Here is an 18036-nt window from a genome sequence, read left to right as displayed (position 1 = left end):
TCCCTGCCCTAGTATAGAGACAGCCTGCCTGTGCATGTGCACTTCGGCAGGCTATTAATCTAGCTATATTATAGCATAGCAGCAGGCTGGCTAGGCATTTTGTACATGCGTAATCACTTCAAAATACCTCGCGACATGAATTCCTTCCAGTCTCACGCTCAGCGTCTGATTATACGCATTCCAATGCAGCTTCGTCTCATGGCTGGCGGCTGGGTACAGCTGTCTAATCTCTGCGCGAGGAGATACCCACGCTGAGAGATCTATGCTGCAATAATCATCCATACTGGCCAGCTTCCATACCGCAAGCAGCATACGAGAGCCATCCTCTGACAACAGTCCAAGGGAGCCCCAGCTCGACTTATCCTTAATCCGCAGCATGCCTGTTGGATAGACCGGAATCGAGCTTCGGATATGAGCTCTCTCTTGCTTATACAGGGCAGCACCTTCCTGAATAAGCTTCATATTGTAATCATCTGCTGCGTTCAAGTGCCCGGCAAGCACCATATTCCCGCATAGTCCGTTAACCAAGTTGAAGATGGTCTGCTCTCCATTCCTCATCTGCTGCTGATAAGCTTCCGAGTATACGATCTCCGGTGTCTTCTGATCCAGGAACAGCAGAGGATAAGGGTAAGACCAGATTCCTGCCTGCTCAGGCAGGACAGCAGCAAGCGAGCCTTGGATAATGGAGGGATACTGATGGTACACCTCCTGATCGCTCGTGCTCTGTACATGGAAGTGAGAGAGTACGGCATAATCTTCACGCATGGCTCCTGAGCCGCAGTTCTCAAGAATCAGATTCGGATGCTTCGCTCTCACCTCATCGATGAACGAATAGAAGGCCTCCATGGCTGACTGTAATCCGTCATCTGTCCCTGCTTGATCGGAGTCGGCCCCTGGTATGAAGTCATTGTAATCATTCTTGACGTAGCCGATGCCCCAAGATGCTAGCCGCTGGAACAGCTGGTGGAAGTACTCCCTCACCTCCGAATGACCGAAGTTAAGGAACACGCGGTCCGGCCCCCCGATTCGGCGGCCATTGCGCAGCAGGAACCATTCATCCGGCTTAGCATACAGGGAGGATTCGACGTGGCACATCTCGATCTCCAGCCATATGCCTGGAATCATTCCGTGCCCCTTAATATAGTCGAGCACCCCTTGCAGACCATCCTCTCCGAATCGTTCTTCTACAGGGTCCCAATCACCAAGTCTCTGCACCGGAGCGTCGGTGTGCTCCATGAACCAACCGGCGTCGATGCAGAATACCTCTGCTCCAGCCTTAGCAGCTCCTTCGATAAGAGGCACCAGCTTCTCCCTTGTCGGAAGGCCCCATATCCCGTTCATGAAGTCGTTGTATACGAGCGGGAATTCTTCCTTCCATGCATTAGCTGGCTTAAGGGCTAGACGTCTATAGAGGGTTAGCTCGCGAACCGCTTCATCGAAGCCTCCTTCTGTAACTCCGTAGGCGACAGGAACCGTTGTATAGCTCTCGCCCGGCAGCAGCTGCTTCTTCCATCCACCGAATCGCTCGCTCCCACCATCCGCATGCATATACAGACTGCCGCTGTCATCCTCCCACGAGCCTCGGAAGCCAATCTCCATGTTCCATGCCGTAGAGGTCTCCACCTGCATATACCATACCTTGGACGTCTCCATATCCTCAATGACTAACATAGGCAGGTACTGCCCCGTACTGAAGGAACCGACGGAGGAGAATCGAATCGTATTCGAAGGAGGATGTACGGAGCCCTTATACAGGCCCAGCTCTTCCAGATTCGCGCTGCGCCACTGTCCTTCTCCGTGCCAAGCCTGCCTCGCGTAATGAACCTTAATCTTGTTAGGGTCTTCCCAGCTTCTAATGCCATCGGATGCTATTCCATTCACATTAGCAGAAGACAAGTGAGTAAGCAGGTGTGGAGAGCTGCCGAAGTTGGTCACCGTTGTACGCTGCCGAATGACCGCTGCCCCAGGAATGAAGTGGGAATCTGTCACTACCTTGAGACTATATTCGTCATGAATATACTCCACGAGGAGATGCTCCCCTTCCCGCCTCATGCCCGTGCAGCGCATCTGTACAGGCAGAATCGACCAGCCGCTGAGAGGAACCGGATAGATCAGACGCGGCAGACCTGCAGCTCCGAGATGGAAGTTGGCATAAGGAATAGGTTCTTCCTTGTGCAGCAGCGGCTTGTCGGTATTAAGAGAGACCTGCACAGCATGCTCTCCCTGCTTGCGGAATTGCAAGCTCATTCCTTGATGGTCGTAGGCCAGACATTCTAGCTCCACAGCTATCACTTCTGTGTTCATCATTGATCCTCCTTCAGGTACAGCTGCTTCGCGTTGCGATACATGATTTTCTGCGCGAATCGCTCTGCATCCGAGACCCGCCAGCCGTCACGGCTTGTCTTATCCGTCAGTACTTGGGCCAATATATGCCGGAAGGCCATAGCTGCGCCTACAGCCTCCTCAGACGTCCACGTATCCCCGCCCCATGCAATCTGTGAGCTGTCTCTAAGGACATCGATATACACACGTAGAGCATCAGCGGCCGCTGAGGTAGAGATGAGCGGAAGCCAGTTAATATCGATCGATACATTCGGATAGTTATGCGCTAAGGCAGCTGTGTTGTAGATCCATGGGAACCCTCCGTGGAATAGGACGAACTGATTATGAGGATTCCGAGCAATCAGATTCTCGAGCAGCAGAGGGTCTGACCCGCTTAGCTTGGCAAGACCGGTATGCACCTGCACTGGCAGTGACAGCTCAGCTGCAACGGTCAGTGCCTGCTGGAGGATATAGTCTCCGAAGGCATTGCGCTCAGCCTCCCCCAGCTCATCCGGGTGCATGCCGAATACCGCTTCGGCAGCCGCCTTGTCTGCAGCTTGGAAGCCAATCGTGCGCTGATAGGCAGAAGCACACTTCAAGGCAGCAATATGAGGCCTCCGGCTGCGAATCTCATGCTCCATCCTCTCCACGTAGGCAGTGAAGCTGTCCAGCTCTCCGAATAGGCTGTAAGGGCTTGTTCCCTCATTCGTAACCGATGCGGGATGGAAGCCCTGCATCCACATATCTAATCGATACACTGGTGTAATGAACTCGGGATAGCCCACATCACTGCCTGAATCCCAGTAACAGTCCTCGAGCAGGCCGACATAGCCAGCCTTCTCCTTCAGCAGCTTAATATGATAATCCTTGTCTGCGCGATGAGCGGTGGATATCGCCTCGGATAGGGCGTCCCAGTTATCCGGAGTAATCCGATCCTCTCCGTAGATCGAACAGATCGCCTTCTCCAGCCAGATGAAGTACGTATTATAGCGAATCCGATCCAGCCATTGCGCTCTAGCCTCCTTGTCCGCTTCAGGCGGAGCACCGCACCAGCCCACATAGGACCAGGTGAATAATAGATCCAGCGTCAGCTGCTGATGAGCGTCACTCTCTCTATGATGCTCATGCGTGCTGAAGATTGGCTGGCTGTCCAGATAAGTCAACCATTCCGCATAGGTTCTTAATTGTTGTGTCATGATCAGCAGACCTCCTGCAAGCTAATAGCTTATAATCTCAATCCCGCTAGGGTAGTCACGATCCACTTCGACAGTCAGCACGCTCGGAATAGCGCAGCTTCCGCTGAACAGGCCTGTTGCTTCATCCCGCTCCCAGCTTACTGTGATGGGGCCGTATCTGGTTGGCAGCTCAGCCTCAAGCTTAGTAGGTCCTCCATCAAGAGGCCTTGACAGATGAATGATTCTATCCCCTAGCTTAAGCACATTCACTCCCGTAACGATATGGTGCAAAATATAAGCAGGCGAAGCCCCCCAAGCATGGCACTGGCTGAGCAGCGGACCTTCCCATAAGTAAGTCGGCACATTGCCTTGATAGGTGGAGGCAACGCTGCAGGCTGGAGAGGAGGGATTAAAGGTCTCCCACCATGTGGTTGCCCCGCGCTCGGCCATTGCCCCCCAGAAGGATCGAATCAGGGAATAGGCGCGCTCCTTCATATTCAGCTTAATCAGCACCTCAAGCACGATATGCTGGAAGAATGCTCCCTTAATCTCCACCAGCTTACCCGTATCGTAGTAAGTCTCAATGAAGCTCCTGCTCTCACTCTCGCTCATAAGACCGCACCAGGCTCCTAGGAAGTTCGTCTGGAGGGACAGATGCGTAGATACCTCCATACCAACCATGCAATCGCTGAAGGCGCCTTGTTCCTCAAGCCAGACGTGCTCCCTGATGCTATGAGCAAGCTCACCCGCTTGTGCACGATACCGAGCAGAAGCAGCTGGTTCTCCAGCAGCTTCAGCCAGCTCAATCATCGCTTCCAAGGCAGCATAATAGAGCATGCTGATGGCACTGACCTTGTCCCTCTTATCCATATGCGCCGTCCAGTCGATGAAGCATGACCACCCCGGCCGTGCGGCATTCGCAATCATCCCCGTCTCATCTCGCTGTGCAGCGAACCAATTCATCAGCTTCTCCAACACAGGCCATAGCTCCCGGATTATTCCGTAATCCCCGCTATACCGCACATAATCACGCACACCGAGCAGCCAGTGCGCATTGAAGTCCGGCAGCAGCATCTGGTTACGCTCTGGCCCGGTTCCAGGAATCCAGCCTTCTTCATGCTGAATTCGCGCCCCTTGAAGCAGACATTTGCGGAGCAGCAGCGTATCTCCGAACAGATGATAGATGACCTTCCCCATCACTACCGCATCAGCGACCCACAATGCCTTCTCCCGCCAAGGACAATCCTCCAGATGATCGTGGCTGTTCATCAGCGTAGTATATCGGCTAATCGACCAGATTCGGTTCAAGCTCTCCACATTACTCACCCAGCTGCCCATCTCAGAGAAGGCATAATGCTGATTAAGGAAGGTGAAGGACAGCAGCTTAACCGGCTCAGGCGTAGCCATGAAGGTAAGCTGCATATATCGGCATGCGCGCCTTCCATACGGAGACAGCCTCTGCACTCCCTTCTTAAGCACGAAGGTATCTACGTATTGAAGCTCTAATGACTCGCCGTAAGCAAGCCGAAGCACGCCACCCTCCGGCGCATCAACGACCAGCTCAGGCCGTCCCACCACCTCATGGCCGAAGTCATAGACAATGCCTGGCAGCGAGTAAGGGACCGTCGCATCAATAGTGACGAATAGCTCGTCTTGTAGCTCCACCCTATTCGATGGGCTGCTATTGTTGGCACTCGACTCTGCCGCTTGATTCAGCTGCATCTCTGCCCCAGCCACTGAGCCGTAATTGCTCTCCACACGCACAATATCGACGGGGCTGACGGAATGATAATACAGCTGAGGAATCTCCCTTGGAATAAGATTCGTCCATGGGCAGTCCTTCTCATTAGGCTTAGCAACGACGAGAGCCGCCTTCCACTCCTCAGCCTCCGTATAGCCGGGTGACAACCATTCATCCTCGCGATCAGCAACATAGATCTCATTGAACCCGCTCCAACGGCTAATCCGATGGTTACGTGTCTCATACCTAGGTGATCGCCTTACAGACCATTGACTATCCGTCCGTCCTGCCGCAGCTCCATCCACTTCCAGCTCCAGTATGAAGCCTGCGGGACCTTGCATCTGTTCAATGACGATATCCTTCTCGCCGAAGTGATAGCATAATGCCGCAATCACATTATCCCCTTCGCGCAGCAAGCTCGTAACTACATATTCATCGAAGTACTGCCACTCTGGTGAGCATGGTGACGGACCTCTTCCGACCTGCGTCCCATTGACATACAATACATATTCCTGACAGGCAGACACTTGAATGACCGCCGAGGACACACCAGCAGGCAGCACCAGCAGCCTTCTGAACTCAACATAGACATTAGGCTCTGTCAGCAGCTCCTCATGCCAGATCCAGCTTGCGTTATGAATGGCCAAGCGCTATCCCTCCTCCCTGCCAAGCGTCCTTGCCAGCTGCTCAATTGCTTCGAATTCACCATCCACGAGAAGCTGGCCGTATTGCACGAAGGCCGAACCTCCGATATGACGCCAGAATTCCCAAGGTCCGATATGGCGCCAGCCCCGCGTCTGTGCAGCAACAATCGCACGCTCGCTGCGAATATAGCGATAGAGCCGCTCTTCCTGCCAGCTAGGCATCTGCTCTGCCAGGGAAGCCAGTCGCTCTATAATGCAGTCCGCATAACGCATGCCCAGTGCCTGTGAGGATCCGTCCTTAATCACATCATCTGCCCCGTAGTCTGGGTCATCCTTAATGCGATCCATTCGTACTAGCTCGGGATGAAGGTGCCACAGCAGCGAGGTCTCTCCAATTCCAGCATGGTCACCCAAGTACCCTTCATCCAGAGCCAGCCAATACTCTGGGGATCCGAACACAGGAATACCAAGCCTCTCGCTCATTCGAACGGCCGTCTCTCGGACGACGATCTGCTGGTTATGTCCATAATGACCAGTCACCATGATAATAGCCTTGAAGCCAATACGATGGAACTCATAGCACAGCGTCTCCAGCCACGGTCGAAGCAGGTGATTCTCCCAGGCATGCTCCCCTTCCATAATGACCGTTGCCGGCTTATCCAGCCCCCCCATTCCACCGTATACTGGCGGATGTACGACCCCTCCGCCCAGACGGTGTACTGCCTGCACACATAACTCATGCGCCTTAAGGGAATCCAATCCAAGTGCATTATGCTCACCATGCCACTCCACGGTCCCAAGCGGCAGGAAGATAACAGGCTTCTTATCCATGGCTGCTCTGAACTCTGCCGGCAGCATTCTCTCCCATTGAATCTCATCCCGATGTACGGTTGTCATGTCTATTACATCCCCTTGCTGTTACGCAGCTTAGAATAAGAACTCTAAGTCTATCTTAGGAAATATCCTTCCTCGCGGTAAGAACAATATCTTTACCTTCGGGTATTATCTTGATTAATAGCACTTGAGGGACTATGCCTAACAATAGTTGTAAAATGCAAAAAAGAGCCGCTCAATGAACGGCTCTTCCCCTGCTAAGTATATTAAGATAATCGCTTAAGCTTCGTCACTCTGCCGTACTCAACCCACTCTGCCACATAGATACTCCCGAAGCGGTCTACACAGATGCCATGGGGGGAGCTGAACTGGTCTGGACGAACATCTTCGCGTGCGAGGTTAGGCCAGCCCTTAGCCGCAGCATACTCCTTATTCTCCCCGAGGTGTGCAATCAGCCGATCTTCGGCATCGAGAATGGTCACGCGGCTCCGCAGATCAGGCAGATACAGCTCTTGACCGAACTGGAAGAAGGAGCATGGAGCATCCATCTCATCGGTGACGAACCTTACATGCTCGCCGTCCATCGTGAACACTTGAATCCGATTATTTCCTCGATCAGCCACATACAGAATCTCTTGACCATCTCTCACGATGACAGATACGCCATGAGGACAGGTCAGTTGACCAGGATCACTGCCATGGCCGCCCCATGAACGAATACGCTCACCAGCTGCATTATAGCGGTGAATCATATTCTGTCCATAACCGTCCGCGACATAGATATCCCCGTTAGCTGCCACGGCTACATCCGTAGGAACGAATCTTCTAGACTCATCATAGAACTCAGGCAGATCAGGCGTGCCAATCGTGAGCAGCAGCTCCCCATCCAGAGTCGTCTTCGTCACAAGCCCTCTAGCGACATCCGTCAAGTAGAGAACCTCTCGGCCATTCTCGACATGAAGCAGCATCCCATGCGCTCCCGCAGCATACTCTTCTCCCCAGGATCGAATGTACTCCCCTTCAGGACTAAGAACGACGACCGCATCCTTGCTCATGTTGAAAATATACACGCGGTCCTCCGAGTCCGTCACCACGCCATGGGTATAGCCCAACTTAACCGTATCCGGCAGCTTCACAAATCCTTCAACCACTTCGTACTGCCGATTCCCATTCTCCATGATAAGCATGCATTCATTCCTCCTATCGGTATCTTCAAGCATAGTGAAGCGCTAACAAATCTTGTCCTTCTGCCACCTTATCGACTCATCGAACTCGGTCATCTTGAATGCCACATCACGCCAATAATACTGAAGATCCTGGCGGCTCCATCCTTCGTACAGCTCCTCCCACTCATACGGACCGTGCGGCATCAGAGAAGCTCCTTCAATCGGCTCGCTGCGCGGCTGGAACCTGAGATCACAAGACAGTCTAACCCTTCCTGGCGTCTGGTTCGGCAGAGCCTTATGCACCGTCAAGCTGTGGAAGGTAATGATATCACCCGCTTCATAATCACCTTCCGCCCACTCATAGCCGAGTTCGCACAGGATAGACTCGAGTCCTCCTGCCCCTGGATTTGCAGTGACACCAAGCAGTCCCGCTTCATAGCTGCCTTCAAGGATGGACAATCCGCCGAGTGTTCTTGGGACATCGCCGAGCGGCACCCAGCAAGTCCAAGTCTCATAGCTTCCTTGAATATGAAGGAAGTCTTGGTGAGGAGGCGTCGTATGCGTATGCTTGTGGGGCAGCATGAGACGGCCGATATTCCGCGGATGCGGGATGGCCTGCTCACCATATATCATCTCATAGAGCTGCAGCAGCTTTGGTTCATGTGCAAGCGCATGGAATACTTCCAGCTGCTGAACCTGACGATAGACATCCAGAGGAACGCCAACTCCGTTCCAGTTCGCATCCTCCTCGCTAAGCTGATCAACAGCCGCTTGATTGGCCACACCCTCTAGCAGCGGTACGTTCCGATCTAGCAGCCCTCTCTCATCCAGAATGGTCAAGATGGCTTGCCTTACCTCCATTATTTTATCACGGGGGAAGAATTGTTTGAAGTAGAGATATCCATCCTTGGAAGCCCTCTCCTGCAGAGCTGCCGGATTACCCAGCAGAGGTGTTGAATCCTTGTAAGCGCGTATGGTCATAGACGTCATCCTCCTTGATATTTATCAATTACCGACTTATGATACTGATTATATCCACCTTATAATCAATAGTATTTGCATGGAATCGATACCTTTTTAACAATGAACGACATTGATGACGAAGGGTTGTGTACCAGTAACATGCATTCATCCCTATACGCATGGGAACAGCTGCAGATACAGGTTTCCTACGCTAACTGCTTAAGCTGTGGAGCAGGCCAGACCTTTGGCCCCCGTATTATTAAGGATTATCAATTCATCTTCGTTGCCCGCGGTACTGGCAGCGCCGTTATTCAGCAGCAAGTCTACCAAGCTTCTGCTGGAGACTTGTTCTACTATGGCCCAGAGGTTGTCCATACGTTCTCCGCTGATGAGCAGGATCCTTTTGTATTGTACGGTGTTCACTTCAGCTGGCAGTCTGCCGAGCTCACCCCTGCCAGCTTATCCGACTTAAGTATCCTGCCTGTTCAGGCTGATGCGTCCATTCCCTCTATAGATAACCGCTGCCGCTTAGGAGGAGATGCCTCCCATCCCGACACCCTTCAGCTTACAGATCGCCAGATGGTCTCCCCGGCCTTGTTCGAGCCTAGATTTGCTCGTCTTGTTGAAGCCTACCAAGCTAACCATGCTTACACGCCGACCCTTCTTCGTTCTCTGTTCACTGAGCTGCTCATTGCCATGAAGCGTGCAGAGCAGCTTCCCCATCTGAGTCCCGACATTGCGCATCCTATCGTAAGTCTTATAGCCTCCAAGCTGGAGCAGCAGGCAGCGGAACGTTATAGACGAAGCTGGCTAAGTGAATGGACCTCCTACCATCCAGATTACGCTGCTAAGTTATTCCGCGCATCGACTGGCCGTACGCCTTACGATTATTTCATGAACCGGAAGCTTGAGCTTGTGAAGCATCTGCTTATCCAGACGGATGAGACGCTGCTTGCCATCGCTGAACAAGTCCATGGCGGGTCCATCCATGCCTTTACCAGATGGTTTAAGGAGATGACAGGCATTCCGCCTGCAAGATATAGGCATCGAAGCAGGATGCTATAGGCAGCAGCGCCAGCCCTCCATCATCTATGTTAAATTATGTTACATATAACTCTGATGGTTCTTTACAAGACGTCCATATACGAACCATCTGTTGATATGTAAGCGATTCACTTTTATTGTAAACGTGTCATACTTATAGTTATGTTAGTATACCTTACATTTGGCATGTCTTTTGCTAGATATATGATTGAATTCATCCTATAAGTGAGGTGTCAATAATGAAATCATCAGTCAGTCAGAAGTGGAAAGCAGCTCTATTAACCTTATGCATCGCCCTTCCAGTCTTCCCGTTAACCGCACAGGCCGCACCAGCCGAGGTCACGACAACTGCTACGAACTACACGTATTACAAGTACAGCAATAACAATGCACCTGATGTAACGAAGACAACCTCCTTCGGAGAAGTATTCATGGGTGGCTCAACCGATGTGGATGCGGCCATGCAGTGGATGATTAACAAGGCCGGAGGCGGTGACTTCCTCATTATTCGGGCAACAGGAACGAGTGCCTATAACTCCTATATCTATGACTTAGCCGTATCTGCAGGCAAGACCTTGAATTCCGTCAGCACCTTGCTTATCCCTGGAGGCAATACGACGAAGCTTACAGCGGCAGCAACTGATCCATTCGTCGTCGATAAGATTGCTAAGGCTGAGGGCATCTTCTTCGCAGGCGGCAATCAAGCAGACTACACTCACTTCCTTAAGGTCAAGGGTACGGGCAGTGCAAGCAATGCCCTTAACAGCCGCATCTCAGCAGGCATCCCGTTCGGCGGTACTAGCGCAGGGGCGATGATTCAAGGGCAATCGACGTACGATTCCATCTCGGCAGGAGCTACTACTCTTGATTCAGCAACTGCATTAGGCAATCCTTACAGCAGCCTCATCTCGTTCACCAAGGACTTGGTCACTACCCCAGTCAACGCAAGCATGGTGACCGACACTCACTTCGAACAGCGTGACCGGATGGGCCGGTTCCTTACGTTCCTTGCCCGCAATATTAAGGACGGCTGGGCGACAGCTGCTAATGCTAGGGGCATTGCTGTGAACGAGCAGTCTGCACTCGTTGTTGAACAGGACGGTTCGGCTACTCTGCTCACACAACCAGGTGCAACGAACGCCGGTGCATACCTTGCGAAGAGCACCATTGCTCCAACAACCGTTGTGAGCGGCAGTCCAGTAACGTTCACAGGCATCTCGGTTACGAAGCTGTTCAGCGGCAGTACGTTCAACTTGAATACATGGACAGGAACGAATACTCTTCCTTATACGATTAATATTAATAACGGCGCTATGACCTCATCTACCGGCAATATTTACGGCGGCACCTCACCTGGAGGCGGCTCGGGCGGCGGTGGCGGCGGTACTTATCCAACAGCTACCATTACCGGTACTAGCGGAGCAGATACCATTAATGGTACTAACGGCAACGATGTGATCGATGGCTTGGCAGGAAGTGACGATATCTTCGGCAAGACGGGCAACGACACCTATCTGTACAGCGGCAGCTTCGGCTACGACTATGTTGAGGATTATGATACGTCCTCGAGTGACGTTGATGTTATGATTTTCAAGGACTTCAACGCTTCCCAAGCCGTATTCACTCGTTCATCTGACGATCTCATCATTAGCTTCACAGGCGCCGGCTCCTCCACCTCGAACAAGGTAAGAATTCTAGACTACTTCTACAGCACGAATTATGAAGTAGAGCAGATTAAGTTCAAGGATGGTATCATTCGGGATTACAACTGGATCTCGTTGAATTATCAATAGGAGGCTTAGCCTCGCAAAAAAAAACAAAATCGGGCCGTCCCTAGGACGGCCCGTCTCTATTACCAGTTCATAGCTTGTACTAGCTTGGCTAGGATCTTAGCTGCCTGCTCACGTGTTGCTGTCTCTCCGGGAGCAAATTCATAGCCTCCCGCACCATCCGGACGTCCCGAAATTAATCCAGCCTCTTGAGCAGAAGCTACTGCTTCCTTCGCATAGCCCGGTACGAACTCTTGATCTGTGAAGATCACCTCATCCGCATTCTTCACAAGAGGCTGCTTCATCAGCCTGCTGAACCGTTCGATAAGAGTCACCAGCTCAGCACGAGTAAGGCTCGCTTCCGGTTCGAACTTCCCATCCCCTGTGCCATTAACGATGCCATTCGCTGCGGCCCAAGCTATGGCACCCGCATAATAGTCGTTATCCTGTACATCGGTGAAGGATTCGCTGCTTGCATGGCCGTTCAGATCAGCACCTGCAATACGAGCAAGCAAGATCGTGAAGTCTCCTCTAGTGATAAGTGCCTTAGGTGAGTACTGCCCCGGCTTTGTTCCTTGGATAACTTCTCTAGCAGCTAGATAATGAATATGTTCTTCTGCATAGCTGCCTTCGATATCCTGGAAGTTCACTGGTTGATTGCCAATCGTGAACATGGTCAACTCCGTTGCAGTGAACTCCACCATTCCCGTACTCTCGTTATAATACCCGTTCCCTATGATCTTCCTCAGATTATTGCTATCCATATAGGCGACAACAATCGTATTCAGGTTCTCTGCTGGACCTGGAGTATACGGCAATGCAACAGATACGACTCCCCCGTTCAGAGAAGATACCTCCTTACCACCAGCACTTATAATCAATTCATAAGCCTGATCACTCGATCCTTCTTCTGCTGTTCTCTCCATCTGAATACGAACAACGTTATCGCTAGTACCCGAAGCGGATACTGTTGCTGATAGAGCCTGTTGATCCAGCGTCACTCGGCTAGAAGAAGTCTCCACCGTCAGCTCCTCTAATCCGCTCTCCGTCAGTTTCTTAAGGGAAGCTGCAGGCAAGGTTATGCTAAGTTCATTATCATTACCTGCTGCTTCAATGACCAGCTTCGTGCTCAGGTCTTGAGCACCCACTGCAGAATTTAATTGCTTCAGAGCTTCCGCTAGCTGCTCTTCTGTTACTATTGCTTCGCTAGTTCCAGTCTTCGTTAAGCTTAACTTAGCTGTGGCTGACTTATCATCCTTCGTGATGGTCACTTGCTCCTTCTCTTCCACTGGAGGAGCTGGAATGATGATTCCGCCTCCTTGCGAACCAGTCACACTTACGTTCACTTGCGCAAGGCCATAACCATCTGCACTTATTGCCGATATAACAGCTTGGCCAGCACCAACTCCTGTAATATTGCCATTGGCATCCACGGAGGCGACATAGGGATGAGAGGAGGACCATGTCACTGTATCTACGCTGCCGCCAGCTGGCTCAACTTGAGCGGTAATCTTCTGAGCTCCGCCTACTTGCAGCGCTGCATCAAGCTTATCCAGCGTCACCTTCGACACGCTTAGCTCATACATCGCAACCGTTCCGCCTACTTCATTCGCAACGAGCAAGAGCGGTCTCCCCGTCGGGCTAATCGTTGCTGGAATGAATTCAATGCCTTCAGGACCCGTATCCGTTAGCAGATTATCCTTCGGAGTGAATACGCGTGAATTCGTGTAGTTCACGAACACAGGACTTGCCGGATTCGATACATCATAGGTCATGATACCGCCTATACGCTCCAGTCCGATGAAGGCCAATGTCTTGTTGCCCACCTTAGCCACCTTAATATCCTCTGGCTCAGGCCCCTTCTTCGCACTGCGGTCATCCATAGCAGTCTTGCTGTTGCTCGTATTGAAGTTATTCGGCAGCCGCTGGGAAGTAATTTTCTCGAAGTCGCTGCCGCTGTCATACACCTGATTCATCGTATCCGCCTGCCAGATGGAGAACGAGCGCGCTCCGTACATGTAGATGGAATCATGACCGAATTCTGTTGCAACTTCTACATCATCGTAGATTGTCTTGCCACCAAGGTAAGCAGCTGCTTCTGAGCCAGCAGCAAGTAGTCCCTTCATCTCTCCAATCTTGCTGCCATTCTCCCTGCCTGTCCACTCGGTTACATCACCTTCATTAGCTGTGAACAGATAGGTTGCTCCGCCAATCGTCTGGCTCGCAATACCATCAGGCATATAGATTCCTTTGAATGGTACATTTTCAAGCTTTATCGCATTATCCTTCAATAGATCAAGCGTATTGCCGGATGTATTCCAGCTTTTATATCCTAATCCTTTGACTGAAGTTACTTTGTGCTGGGCAATATCTATAACTGCGATAGAGTTATTCTCTTGCAAGCTGACGTATGCCTTGGAATTGTCAGCACTAAGCGTAATGTACTCAGGCTCCAGATCCCGCACCGCATCCCCCTTCGTTCCCTTGCCCGTAATCATACCAGTCACAGGGTCCGAAGCTCCACGAATATGGACGGAATCATCGATAACAGACGGGTCATCGAACTTCACCTGATGAACAGTTCCCATCTTGGTATCGACAATTGTAACACTACCCTCTGGGTCTACAGCACCATCACGAGGCTCCCCTTCATTCGCTGTCAGGATGTAACGTCCATCCGTTGTGAACTTAATCATATCCGGCTGAACGCCAGCCTCATATTCCGTTAGCAGCCTTCCATCATAGTCCAGGACGAGAATCTTGCCTTTCTTCGCTGCGTCCTTCTCTTGCACGGACACGACAATTCGATCCGATGCTGTATTCACATCTACACTCGTTAGATCCCCGTAGATGAAGCCGTTCTTCTCAGCAAGCGCCTGAACTAAGATCGTGGCATCCTTAACTGGATCCTTAGTCCCGTCTCCGAGCGATACTATATCCAGGCTTGGCGGATTACTTGATCCATTCACCAGATAGAACTTCTTGTTGTCTGAATTGTATTTCACAATCTCAGCAACACCGCCATCCTTGTTGGTTGCTCCAACCTTATACGTCGCAAGCTTATTAATTGCGAATTGATCCTGTATAGCACTAGATGCCGGGGAGATCGTTATATCCTTAGAAGGATCCGCGACGGCTAAGCGCACCTCACTGCCTGTTTTCGCTACTGTTCCCAGAGCGGTCACATGATCACCAGCTTGAGCCGCAGGCAGCGTTCCGTTGATGTAGAGTGTAATGCCATTATCCATCACCATCGTATGGTTACCCGCATTCACGCTGGCCACTTTCGCCGATGAGGACACTCTAGTTCCCCAATAGGCTGGGGTTATAGCTGCAGCATTTGCAACAACAAGCATATTTTTGTCAAAAGTGTCCGCTACATCCAGCTTAAATTCCTTGCTGCTTAGAACATCAACTACAGGAGTGCCGATGACACGAATCTCTCCCTCAACAGTTCCTACCGTTCCGGTCACACGGACCTCCGTACCAACGACAAGATTAGCATCCATTCCCTCGACCGCAATACCACCCGTATAGGATTGAACATATCGAACAGGAGATGCTTGTCCATCTGCAGACTGAACAGGAGGTGTCGTAATTAAGCCTTCAATGGTAACTGTCTTTCCTGCCCATGAAGCATCAGACTGAAGGTGGTTGATTCGCTTAACGAAGTCCTGTACGAGCTCAACTTGACCTTCAGTATTTCCAGCCTTCGTAGGAGAAGGCGATACTATAGAGAAGTCATTACTGTTATTGTTCGTATCCGTGAATGAATTTCTGCGTACCGCACTAACTGCCTTAGGCAGAGAGACACCGTTATTCACTGTATTTCCTTCGTGGAAGCTGGTCGTGACCGCACCGAATCCAACTGTATCGATTACAGCATCCTGAGCATTCAACAGTTGAACGCTTCCGTCCGTATCGGACATGCCAATCCCTTGCTCTTTGGCATCTCCATAAGCATCGCTATAGAATGGCTCACCATAGTTTTTGTCAGCTTCATTTCCCCAAGTTGCTTCGTTGCGCACTAAGAAGTAATCATTTGCCTTAATAACTGCACCTGGCTCGAAGCTGTAACTCTGGTTCGTAGTAGCTCCTTTGTTGCTATAATTTAAGGTATAGCCAGTCAGAGGGATATCAGTCCCGGTCGGGTTGTATAGCTCGATGAAGTCATATAAGTACGGTGCTGCCTGAGGATTATTGACATCGTCATTATTAATCTTACCTCCCCCGCCAGATACCTCGTTAATCAGTATGTAGTCTGGTGCTGCCGCATGTGTTGCTTGAGGTCCCATAAGCAGGGATGACCCGATTAACAATTCTGCTGCTAATAACGCTGATACCCATCTCTTGCTTCTCATTCTGAACATATCCACACTCCTATTGTCGTTATAACTTTGTCCATTATAAGCAATTTCAATAGGCCGTACGGTTTAGATAATATGAAGATTTAGCTGAAAGTAGTTAATTCCTACCTATTATTGTCGAATTGTCCACAATCCATTAACATAACCGTTACCGTCACCTTCAGAGAGGTGTAAGTGATCATGCCATCCTGTATAATGACTACAAATACTTAAATTCTGAGGTGAGGAGTGATCCTGTGGATTACAATCTTCAATTAAATAATTACGCTAAGTTAATCGTTAAGGTTGGAGTCAATATTCGAAGTGGTCAGACGCTAGTTGTGAATTCCTCTCTAGAAGCAGCTGAACTAACCAGATTAATTGTCAAGCATGCTTACGAAGCAGGAGCGTTGCTAGTGAAGGTGAACTGGAGCGATGATACCATCACTAGAATGCGGTATGACCTGGCCCCAGATGAATCATTCCTAGTAGAGCCTAAGTGGCTCGCTGCCGAGATGGAGGAGCTTGTAGCTGGCGACGCTGCTGTAGTCAGCATTGTCACCTCCCCTCCAGATCTGTTGGATGGCGTACCGCAAGAGCGTATCGTCAATTATCAGAAGACCTATTCCAATACAATGGCCAAATACCGCCATGCCGTTCAGACTCATAAGTTCAGCTGGTGCTTAGCGGCCGCCCCTTCCCCTGCTTGGGCAGCCAAGGTGTTCCCCGGCGAACATGCAGACACTCAGCTGCGCAAGCTGTGGGATGCCATCTTCTCTGCCGTACGCGCGGATCAGGTAGACCCGATTGCTGCTTGGGAAGAACATAGCAGCTTCCTCAGGAAGCGTGCCGATTACTTGAATGCCAAGGCGTACAAGAAGCTGCACTACCTTGCACCCGGCACAGATCTGACCATTGAGCTGCCTAAGGGTCAGATCTGGCTAGGAGGCGCTAAGGCTAATGGACAAGGGTGTAGCTTCGTTGCGAATATCCCGACAGAGGAAGTGTTCACCGCTCCCCTCGCAACAGGGGTGAATGGCATCGTGAGCAGTACGAAGCCGTTAAGCTACGGCGGGACCATCATTGACCGATTCAGTCTAACCTTCGAGAATGGCCGTATTGTACATGCACAAGCAGAACAAGGAGAAGATACCTTGAACAACCTGATTGCTATGGATGAAGGCTCTCATTACTTAGGAGAAGTCGCCCTAGTCCCTCATCAATCTCCAATATCAGACTCGAATATCCTGTATTATAAGACCTTGTTCGATGAGAATTCCTCCAATCATCTGGCTATTGGAAGTGCATATGCCTCCAACTTAGAGGGCGGCAAGCAGATGAGTCAGGAGGAACTTAAGGCTGCTGGTCTGAATACGAGTATGGTTCATGTGGACTTCATGGTAGGATCAGCAGAGATGGATATTTTCGGCGTTACAGAGGATGGCAGTAGAGAACCTATATTCATCAAGGGGAACTGGGCATTCTGATTATCATAGAAAAAAACAAGCCAGATGAGTCATTCATCTGGCTTGTTCGCTATACTACAAAATAAAAAAAAGCCTACCCATGTCTTATGACAATGTAGACTGTTCATTGTTATAGATGGAGCGGAAGACGGGAATCGAACCCGCGACCCTCGCCTTGGCAAGGCGATGCTCTACCGCTGAGCCACTTCCGCGTATCATATGGTGCGGTCGAGAGGACTCGAACCTCCACGGCTGTTACACCACTAGAACCTGAATCTAGCGCGTCTGCCAATTCCGCCACGACCGCATATATGAATGGTGCCGTCGAGAGGACTTGAACCCCCAACCTACTGATTACAAGTCAGTTGCTCTACCAATTGAGCTACAACGGCATATGATGGTGACCCGTAGGGGACTCGAACCCCTGTTACCTCCGTGAAAGGGAGGTGTCTTAACCACTTGACCAACGGGCCGAACAAGCGGCAAGGCAATTGCGCCTTGAAAACTGGATGCGAAAGCGATGAGTGCTGAAGTCATCTTAAAGTCTTACATAGTAGGATAAGCCC

The 18036-nt window shown here is 50.9% G+C and carries 10 protein-coding genes and 4 tRNA genes; 3 read left to right on the top strand and 11 right to left on the bottom strand.

Annotated features, from left to right (window positions below; genetic code table 11):
- Positions 1 to 90: 90 nt before the first annotated feature.
- The 6 genes from ACFO9Q_RS22200 to ACFO9Q_RS22175 all read right to left on the bottom strand — a co-directional run bounded on the left by ACFO9Q_RS22200 (position 91) and on the right by ACFO9Q_RS22175 (position 8863).
- Complete coding sequence (locus tag ACFO9Q_RS22200; protein ID WP_379185759.1) at positions 91 to 2307, bottom strand: glycoside hydrolase family 36 protein; 2217 nt, start codon at positions 2305 to 2307, stop codon at positions 91 to 93.
- Positions 2304 to 3518: an amidohydrolase family protein gene (locus ACFO9Q_RS22195; RefSeq protein WP_379185758.1), complete on the bottom strand. Its 1215-nt coding sequence runs from the start codon at positions 3516 to 3518 to the stop codon at positions 2304 to 2306. The genes ACFO9Q_RS22200 and ACFO9Q_RS22195 overlap by 4 nt, the downstream gene beginning before the upstream one ends.
- Before the next feature lie 21 nt (positions 3519 to 3539).
- On the bottom strand, positions 3540 to 5885 hold the full coding sequence (locus tag ACFO9Q_RS22190) for an MGH1-like glycoside hydrolase domain-containing protein (protein WP_379185757.1): 2346 nt from the start codon (positions 5883 to 5885) through the stop codon (positions 3540 to 3542).
- 3 nt (positions 5886 to 5888) lie between these two features.
- Positions 5889 to 6779 (bottom strand): creatininase family protein, encoded by an 891-nt coding sequence (locus ACFO9Q_RS22185; protein WP_379185756.1) that lies wholly within the window; start codon positions 6777 to 6779, stop codon positions 5889 to 5891.
- Positions 6780 to 6982: 203 nt separating this feature from the next.
- Entirely contained in the window at positions 6983 to 7903 is a 921-nt protein-coding gene (locus ACFO9Q_RS22180) for a hypothetical protein (protein ID WP_379185755.1), read from the bottom strand.
- A 42-nt stretch (positions 7904 to 7945) separates the two neighbouring features.
- Entirely contained in the window at positions 7946 to 8863 is a 918-nt protein-coding gene (locus ACFO9Q_RS22175; RefSeq protein WP_379185754.1) for a phytanoyl-CoA dioxygenase family protein, read from the bottom strand.
- 141 nt (positions 8864 to 9004) lie between these two features.
- Here ACFO9Q_RS22175 and ACFO9Q_RS22170 point away from each other — a divergent pair, with 141 nt between their 5' ends.
- Positions 9005 to 9910, top strand: a complete 906-nt coding sequence (locus tag ACFO9Q_RS22170; protein ID WP_379185753.1) for a helix-turn-helix transcriptional regulator — start codon at positions 9005 to 9007, stop codon at positions 9908 to 9910.
- A 218-nt stretch (positions 9911 to 10128) separates the two neighbouring features.
- Entirely contained in the window at positions 10129 to 11682 is a 1554-nt protein-coding gene (locus ACFO9Q_RS22165; RefSeq protein WP_379185752.1) for a Type 1 glutamine amidotransferase-like domain-containing protein, read from the top strand.
- A 59-nt stretch (positions 11683 to 11741) separates the two neighbouring features.
- On the opposite strand, the gene ACFO9Q_RS22160 is transcribed toward ACFO9Q_RS22165, so the two are convergent.
- A complete protein-coding gene (locus ACFO9Q_RS22160; RefSeq protein WP_379185751.1) occupies positions 11742 to 16028 on the bottom strand; it encodes a choice-of-anchor I family protein in 4287 nt (1428 codons plus the stop codon).
- 233 nt (positions 16029 to 16261) lie between these two features.
- Between ACFO9Q_RS22160 and ACFO9Q_RS22155 the strand changes: the two genes are divergently transcribed.
- Positions 16262 to 17491: an aminopeptidase gene (locus ACFO9Q_RS22155; RefSeq protein WP_379185750.1), complete on the top strand. Its 1230-nt coding sequence runs from the start codon at positions 16262 to 16264 to the stop codon at positions 17489 to 17491.
- Positions 17492 to 17607: 116 nt separating this feature from the next.
- On the opposite strand, the gene ACFO9Q_RS22150 is transcribed toward ACFO9Q_RS22155, so the two are convergent.
- From ACFO9Q_RS22150 to ACFO9Q_RS22135, 4 genes are all read right to left on the bottom strand, one after another.
- Positions 17608 to 17682 (bottom strand) — tRNA-Gly (locus tag ACFO9Q_RS22150).
- Between the two features lie 8 nt (positions 17683 to 17690).
- A tRNA-Leu gene (locus ACFO9Q_RS22145) sits at positions 17691 to 17777 on the bottom strand.
- A 9-nt stretch (positions 17778 to 17786) separates the two neighbouring features.
- A tRNA-Thr gene (locus ACFO9Q_RS22140) sits at positions 17787 to 17862 on the bottom strand.
- A gap of 6 nt (positions 17863 to 17868) precedes the next feature.
- Positions 17869 to 17943, bottom strand: a tRNA-Glu gene (locus ACFO9Q_RS22135).
- Positions 17944 to 18036 lie beyond the last annotated feature (93 nt).

Source organism: Paenibacillus sp. GCM10023252 (assembly GCF_042653305.1).
Taxonomy (GTDB): domain Bacteria; phylum Bacillota; class Bacilli; order Paenibacillales; family Paenibacillaceae; genus Pristimantibacillus.
This window is presented reverse-complemented; position numbering and strand designations above follow the sequence as displayed.